Below are 7,821 nucleotides of genomic sequence, written 5' to 3' on the forward strand. Positions count from 1 at the left end.
AATTGCTGCGGATGATCCAAGGCGCACATGTTCGCCCAGTAAGTGTTCAGGGGTTATCGCACCTTCACCAACCCGGGCAATTCCCCCGATGCCGAACGGCAGATCTGCATCCCGCAACGCAGCACAAGCTATTTCCAAAGTTCCATCTGCAATCGGTTCGAACATAAAACTGTGGCCCATGTCGAGATGCAGATCATTCAGACCTATATGCAGACGGGTTAGCGACAAACGCTCCAGCAACTCCGGTATGACGGCCAAGGCGGTTCCCGTTTCAACCAGCGGAACCACCTCGGCGCGACCGTTCACAATATCCAAAAAGCGGGCAAGATCATCATGGGACCGAAACATCGGCAACATGATGCTGTCAGCACCGCGCGCCAATACCGCGTCAACCTCGGCCTGTGATCCATCATGCAGCGGATTTACCCGCACCATCATATGTGCATCCGCGGCGGCCACCCGCACAGCAGCTACATCGTCAAGTGTATGTTTGCTTTTCCATGTATCGCCTTTCTGGCGCAGATCCTTGCCCATGTATTCCAGATCAACAAACAGACGTGTGACACCCCGGGTCGCGATAAACCCTGCAATCTGCGGATCACAAACGATCATATATAGATCCAAAGTATCAGGCATTCGCCTCTCCCTTAACTCGGTCAAGAGCCTCTGAGTCGTTTTCGACAAATAGTCGCCACCAGATCTCAAGCGCGGCGCAGGCCACCTGATTTTGAGGGGTAACAGCGCCCGTCAAACCGCGCGCAGCGAGCCGCCCATCTGCCATTACCGCAGCGGCGACTGCGGACAAATCTTGTGGTGCGTGTTCCAGAGCGGCACCTTCCCAAGCCTGCCCCAAAAGGGGGCGCAACGCCCGGCGCAGCATGACATCATCCGCAGATGTCTGCGCCAGTGCGACCAACCCAGCAGAGAGGAACGGTGCCGCCAGCAGCACCCCGTGCGGTGCTGCCATCTGTTGGGCCGCCGAGAAGACGGCCGCCTGAGCCGTCACTGACTGCCCAGCCCAAATGGACGCCCCTGTCGGGACCACAAAATGGGATATATCAGAGGCCACATAGCGGGCCATATGGGTCAGGGTTAAAGCAGCACTGTCTATTACAGGTTGGCCAGTCTGCCAGATCACCTGCGTCCAAAGCGCCAACAGATCAGCAGGCTGATCGCTAGAACTGTGGAGGGTGCCAAAACGATGTGCTGCGCGATGAACAAGTGGATCAATCTGCGGGGTCACCGTACGCACGGCCGCCTGATGATACAGGTTGACGATCCCGGTCAGCCCCGCCGAAGCGACATCACCCTGTAACAGCACCCCAAGTTGCTTTGCGCGTTGCACATGCAGACGGGTATTGTTGTCCAGCATCCGTAAAGGCTCTGCCTGGGAAATATCTCCAGCTTCGCCTGAGGGTACTGCTGTAACATCCACCTCAGTATACGATAGGATTTGAACGCCACCGCTTGGCGTCACCTGCGCGCTGTGGCCCGCTGGAACTTGCGTAATCTCAGCAAAAAGGGATGGCACGCCATTACCCTCTAGATAGGCCGCGATGGCGTCCCTGTCAGGGCTTGTGTTTGGCAACAGGTCTAGCAGGGCATGCAAATCGGTGCTAAAAAGACAGGGCGAACCTTTGCCCAAGTCTGACCGGGTGATATAGAGCGGCCATGTCCCCAGCTTGTCACGCAGCAGGGTCATTTGTTCTGTGGCCGCATCGTAAAGGGTGATGGCAAAATGCCCGTCAAAATGCGCCGCACAGGCCACGCCCCATTTTTGGTAGGCCGCCAGCACAACCGCCGCATCGCCCGGGCTTGCACCCAGATCCGCCCGCAAAAAGGCTGCATTTTGCACCTCTCCTGCGACTACAGCATGTAGGGATCCGCTCTTGGCCTGATCCGTGCGCGTGCCTGCGGTTAGCCCACAGGACGGGTGGTCCACCCAAACGTCCTTAAAGGCGGGCAGAGGCTCAGTGCTGGTGCGCACCCCGCCCAAAAAATGCATCATATTCTTCATCCTTCGCGCACCAGTATCTTGATTTCATCGATGACCCTGTCTTGCTGATCTGGTGCCAGTGCACTACCTGACGGCAGACAGAGCGAGCTCAGGAATAGCGAGGCAGATACGACATTATCGGGTGCATGCGGCTCAAACGGCACCCCCGCGCATAGGGGCTGTAAATGCATTGGTTTCCAAGCTGGTCGAGTTTCGATACCCTTATCGCGCAGGCGGCGCATAAACTGATAAGGGTGCAGGCCGATTTGATCAGGGTCCATGCTGATCACTGTCAACCAGCGACAGCCTTTAGAACACGGCACATCTTGCTGAAACGAAACCCCTGGTACATTTGCAAACCCATGGACGTAGCGTTCATAGACATCGCGGCGTGCAGCAACCCTATCACTTAGAACCTCCAACTGACCTCTGCCGATACCCGCAAGAATATTGGACATCCGGTAGTTATAGGCGATCTGCTGATGCTGATAATGTTCGGCAGGTTCGCGCCCCTGCGCTGACAGATTGCGCGCGCGGGCAATCAGGTCAGGCCTATCCGAGGTCAGGGCACCGCCTCCCGATGTGGTGATCATTTTATTGCCATTAAACGAATAGGCCGCCATCACCCCATGCGCGCCACTGGGTAGGTTTTCATAACTTGCCCCAAGGCTTTCGGTGGCGTCCTCGATCACCGGTATACCGTAAGTATCGGCCAGGTCGCAGATCGCGCGCATATTGGCGGACTGGCCATAGATATGCACAACGATGATCGCTTTGGGCAATGTGCCCGCCGCCGCATCCGATGCCAACCGCCGCGCCAGCGCATCGGGCGACATGTTCCAGCTTGACGCTTCACTATCAATCAAGACGGGTTGGGCACGTTCATAAAATACGGGCTGTACCGACGCCGCGAAGGTCAGGTCAGACACGTAAATCGGGTCATGTGCCCGCACATCCAGCACACGTAACGCAAGATGCAGTGCAGCGGTGCCCGATGACACCGCAAGAGCATGTGTGCGGCCCGCTACGCGGGCAAAATCAGCCTCAAATGCATCAAGGTTCGGACCAGCGGGCGCGATCCAGTTCTGGCGAAAGGCCTGAGTAACGAACACCTCTTCGGCTGCACCCATATGGGGCGGCGACAACAGCAACGTAGCGTCAATCTGGCTGCGCAGCACCAGCCCTACCGGGCAGCCCTGCATATCCAATTGCACAATTTCCTGCACCGGATGGGCAGTAAAAAGCGCCTTGACCTGCGCCTCACTGGCGTCTTGCGGCAGGCTTACTGGGGGGGCGCATGGATCTGGTAAATCAGCTATTTTGGTTTCCAACGTGAACCCCGACAGCAGATACCTGCGCACATCACCATCACTCAATGTACGGCAAAGCCGACCCTGTGCATCAACCACAAGACAGATTTTTACAGACGCAGTATCCAGCGCCGCCATCGCTGCACGCACATCCGTCTGCCCGGAAATGATCTGACCCTGCTGCATTACCGATATTCCTTGTAAAACTCCTAAAAAATCCATCTGCCCATCACGCTATCTTTTTGCATCAAAGGCTATTGCGTCTCAGCACCTTACCCACTGTACCCCACAAGACACGGAGGTAAAGGCCGATGCTGCGGTGTTTCACCCATTCCAGATCAAGCACAGTACGGCTGGGAATATCTGTCACATTAGAGCTGATCTGTGCCAGCCCCGTAATCCCGGGACGCGCCACATGCCGGTCAACCCATTCCTGAGGCGTGTAATCAGAGACCTGCACAGGCACGTCCGGGCGCACACCCACAAACGACATATGTCCCTGCAGCACATTAATCAACTGCGGCAGTTCATCAACATGGATAGGACGTAGGATGCGACCCGCTTTGGTGATCCGCGGATCGTTCGGCACTGTTGTTTGAAACTGGTTCCGTGCCGCCGCAGTGCCTTGGATGCCCTGCGCCGCCTGCGCCCCATCAAACCGGGCCGGATCGACAAACATCGTGCGGAATTTGATAATCCTAAACTGCTTGCGGTCACGGCCAACACGTTGCTGATAAAACAACGGATTTTGGCGGTCCTCAAGATATATTGCCGCAGCGGCGACACCCATGGGGATCGCCAGAACATTCAAAGCCAGTATTGCAAGAGCGATGTCGCATAGCCGCAAAAGCGGGTCTGTATAAAGGGCTGCGCGGGTTTGGGGGGATGGGTTTGGGGTCATTTTTATTCTCTAATACGTCATACGTTTCGACAGATGGGCGGGATCCAGTACAAGCCTCTGTAAAAGCGCACTCAGATATACATGGGCCTGACCATCGCCATAAAGGTTTTCAAATGGGCCCGTCAACTTTGTCGCTTTGTAAAAGGCCGATGCGAGGGTCGCAGGATCTATCTGAGGGCAATCCACCACGTTTTTGTTGCGCTGCCGCGCGTCCTGCCGGGTGCCAATGTTCAAACAGGGTAAATCAAAGCTGGCACTTTCGATGATCCCAGAAGAGCTGTTACCAATCAGCATGTCAACATGCGCCAGCGTGCGCAGATAAGCGGGGCGGCTCATGTGGTCGCAAATCACAAAGCCGGGCAATGCTGTAGCCGCCCGGTCCAATACCGCGTCGATCGCAGCCCCGCCCGCATCGGAATTGGGCCGCATCAGAATACCTGCACAATCGCGTGCTGCCAGCAGATCGACAATTATTTGCATCTGCGCACCAGCTGCTGTTGCTTCCTGCACCACCGGGTGAAACATCACTAGAATATGATGCCGGGCGGCCGGCACACCAAAAGTCCGGCCCAGCCATGCGGGATCGTGGTCAATGCCCTCGGTCAATCCCACCAGCCCCGGCGCGCCCACTACCCAGACATGAGCGGGATCTTCGCCCATGCGAGTCAGGCGGGTCGCGGCTTCCTGCGTGGCGGTGAAATGGTAATGGCTTAGCTTGGAAATGGCGTGGCGCAGGCTTTCATCTAGCGTGCCAGACACTTCGCCGCCATGCAGATGTGCCACTGGTAAGCCCAGATGTACCGCCGCCAGCGCCGCTGCCAACATTTCCCCTCGGTCGCCCAGCACCAGCACCAGATCGGGGGGCGTGCGGTGCCACAGGCGCAAAAAACCTGCCAGTTCCTCGGCAAGGGCATGGCCCATCTCGGCACCGTCATGCCCAGTCAGGGTAACGGGAATGTCGGCAACAACCGTCAGGCCCGCATCAATGATATCTGCGCGTGTATCCCCATATTGAGCAATCAAATGCTGCCCGGTGACAACCACCCCGATGTCAAAACTCGGCTGTGCGGCCAGATGTTGCAGGCTTCGGGCCATCAACCCAAAATCGGCGCGACTGCCGGATACGTAATGGATTTTTCGAGGCGTGATATTCACAAAGAGAACCCATCATCAACGATGATGTTTTGACCGGTTACATACAGGGACTGATCTGACAGAAGGTAGATCAGGGTGCCAGTGAGATCGCTGGCATCCAGCATTCCCTTTTGTCCGCAATAGGCATTATAGGCCGCCAAAAAACTGGCCGGTTGGGCATCCGCTATACCGCCAGGGCTGAGCGCATTCACCCGCAGACCGGCCTTTTTGTAGGTCTGTGCGAAATAACTGGTAAGATGCAAAATACCAGCCTTGATTGCAGCATATTCGACGGGCATCGTCATTAACGTGCCTGCATAAACATCAAACCGGGGGGCCATGACCCCATAGATCGACGACATATTAACGATGCTACCGCCGCCTTGGTTTTTGAAGTATATGGCGAACTGCTGCATGCTCAAGAAATATCCCCCCAGATGCATCCCAGTATTTTCAACAAAATCGTCATAGGTCACGTCCTCAAGGCCACGTCCATAACGCGTGTTGCGCGGATATGCATTGTTGACCAGTCCGTTAATCCGGCCATGGTCCGCCTCTGCTGCGCCGATGAGGGCCGTGATAGACGCCTTGTTGGTGATGTCGCTAAAATACGCTACGGCTTTTCCAGCGAACTCTGCATTCAGCGTGGCGGCAAGGGCTTCGGCTGCTTCCAAATCGCGCTCTGCAATTATGACTTTTGCACCTGCTGACGCCAACGCCCGACAAAAGGCCCTGCCGATCACCCCAGCACCGCCCGTGACCACAATCACCTTGCCATCAAGCATATTTCTATTCCTTTTGCTGCGCGGCCATCAGCATCGCCACGATCTCAAAATCCAATGGTGAATCCACATCGACAGAGCGTTCTTCGGGCATCTCAAACAGGCGTGTATGAGGACCAAAAACACTGTCCATCTTAAACAGATCCGCTCGGTGCCACGCATAGATTGATGCATTCATGTCAAAACACTCGGGCGCATCCTGACGCCGCACCACATTAACATCCAGCGTCTTGGACAAGGCGGGGCGGCCTTCTGCCGTTACTTCCACAAGATTGAAATACGGGGATCGGCGGGCCGGGGCACCAGTAATCACATTGCTGGTATCGGGCTCGGCCAGCATATCGACCACAGCAATGATATCGCCTGTTGTGCGCAAAGGAGAGGTTGCATCAAGATCGACGATCTGATCAAACGCCACTCTGGCCTGCGCTTCGGCCTCCGCAACGCAATGGCGGATCGCAGGAATTTTTGGGGCCCGGTCCGTCGCCATATTATCGGGGCGCTGCACAAGAATTGTGGCTCCCGCTTGGGCGGCGGCCTCAAGGATTGTAGGGTCATCGCTACTGACGGCCAACGCATCGAACAAACCGGTTTCCAGCGCACGCAATACCGAATGCGCAATTAGCGGTAGGCCTGCGACCATCCGAACATTCTTGCCCGGCACCCCCTTGGAGCCCCCACGCGCGCAGATTGTGCATACACGTTTCAATGTGAAACCCAAGTTCTTGTTTCACTGGCAGTTTCAATGGCCGCAATAAGGTCCATGACATCCAGTCCTTCGCGTGCGGTCGCGCACATCTTTGCATTCCCGCTCAACATCTCAGTGTGCATCGCATCATAGGTAACGTCGCGCTGTGTAGAAATCATTTCAATCTCGGTATCTATAGCAAAGCTGCCGGCTACTAGGTCGACGCGGATTGTATGATGCTTGGTGTTGACCAGTATTTCTCGGCGGCTGACCCGGTCAAGATAATTAAGTTGAAGGCTTACAAGAGGGCAGCGCGGGGTATCCATCATTACCATGAAACAATCATCGCTGGTGATTTCCAGATCACTGACACGGCCGCCCTGTGCCGTCAGATGTCGCCACCCCCCCAACAGCCAAATGGTGTAATCAAGATCATGACTGAGATCGCGCAAGACTCCGCCCCCTTGTGACCCAGAAGCGGAATAACTTTGGCGGTAATCCGTGCCGGGACGCCATGTCGGCAGGTATTGCCCGACATAAACCTGAAATGAACAGATTTTCTGCCCTGCCAATGCCTCTCTGAGACGCGCGATCAGGGGATGTAGCCTTAGGTTATAAGCAACATTCAAGGCCGCAAACTGGTGATCCGGCAACGGGTTGAGGTGATCAAATAGCGGTTTTTCCACCAAAACAGACCCTGTAAACCCGGCAGATGCCAGATCTTGCAGATTGCCCGCATGTTCATGTGTCTGGCTGGCCAGCACAACATAATCGGGTGCAAATTCAGCCAAGGCCTGTGTGAGGGTCGAAAATAAAGGCTGCACGTCCACCTCACGCCGGCTACAAACGCCCACGTCACACCCCAAAGCGGCCAGTCGGCGCATATGCCGCTGCCCGATCGACCCATAGCCCACGACTAACGCGCTGCGGTTTAGAAGCGCCTCAGAGATCAATACAATTCTCACGTTCCCATACGGAATAATGCTGCAAATAAGAGCTCCATTCTTCGT

General features: G+C 55.8%; 8 protein-coding genes. All 8 read right to left on the bottom strand.

Annotation, left to right across the window (positions count from 1 at the left end; genetic code table 11):
• Positions 1-636, bottom strand: a 636-nt coding sequence (locus ACFDSS_RS12310) for an aldolase/citrate lyase family protein (protein WP_375256034.1), incomplete at its 3' end; no start/stop codon positions are given.
• Complete coding sequence (locus tag ACFDSS_RS12315) at positions 629-2,008, bottom strand: hypothetical protein (protein WP_375256035.1); 1,380 nt, start codon at positions 2,006-2,008, stop codon at positions 629-631. The genes ACFDSS_RS12315 and ACFDSS_RS12310, both read right to left, overlap by 8 nt.
• Positions 2,009-2,013: 5 nt before the next feature.
• Positions 2,014-3,492, bottom strand: coding sequence for a DegT/DnrJ/EryC1/StrS family aminotransferase (locus ACFDSS_RS12320; protein ID WP_375256036.1), 1,479 nt, complete (start codon positions 3,490-3,492; stop codon positions 2,014-2,016).
• A gap of 61 nt (positions 3,493-3,553) precedes the next feature.
• Positions 3,554-4,207, bottom strand: coding sequence for a sugar transferase (locus ACFDSS_RS12325; protein ID WP_375256037.1), 654 nt, complete (start codon positions 4,205-4,207; stop codon positions 3,554-3,556).
• Positions 4,208-4,216: 9 nt separating this feature from the next.
• Complete coding sequence (gene neuC, locus ACFDSS_RS12330) at positions 4,217-5,362, bottom strand: UDP-N-acetylglucosamine 2-epimerase (protein WP_375256038.1); 1,146 nt, start codon at positions 5,360-5,362, stop codon at positions 4,217-4,219.
• On the bottom strand, positions 5,359-6,126 hold the full coding sequence (locus tag ACFDSS_RS12335; protein ID WP_375256039.1) for an oxidoreductase: 768 nt from the start codon (positions 6,124-6,126) through the stop codon (positions 5,359-5,361). Before ACFDSS_RS12335 ends, neuC begins: the two co-directional genes overlap by 4 nt.
• A gap of 4 nt (positions 6,127-6,130) precedes the next feature.
• The gene (locus ACFDSS_RS12340; protein WP_375256040.1) at positions 6,131-6,844 is read right to left on the bottom strand and encodes an acylneuraminate cytidylyltransferase family protein; all 714 of its coding nucleotides are present in this window, start codon (positions 6,842-6,844) and stop codon (positions 6,131-6,133) included.
• Positions 6,829-7,821: Gfo/Idh/MocA family protein (locus ACFDSS_RS12345; protein WP_375256041.1), on the bottom strand; the 993-nt coding region annotated here is incomplete at its 5' end. The genes ACFDSS_RS12345 and ACFDSS_RS12340, both read right to left, overlap by 16 nt.

The organism is Yoonia sp. (assembly GCF_042093035.1).
Classification (GTDB): domain Bacteria; phylum Pseudomonadota; class Alphaproteobacteria; order Rhodobacterales; family Rhodobacteraceae; genus Yoonia.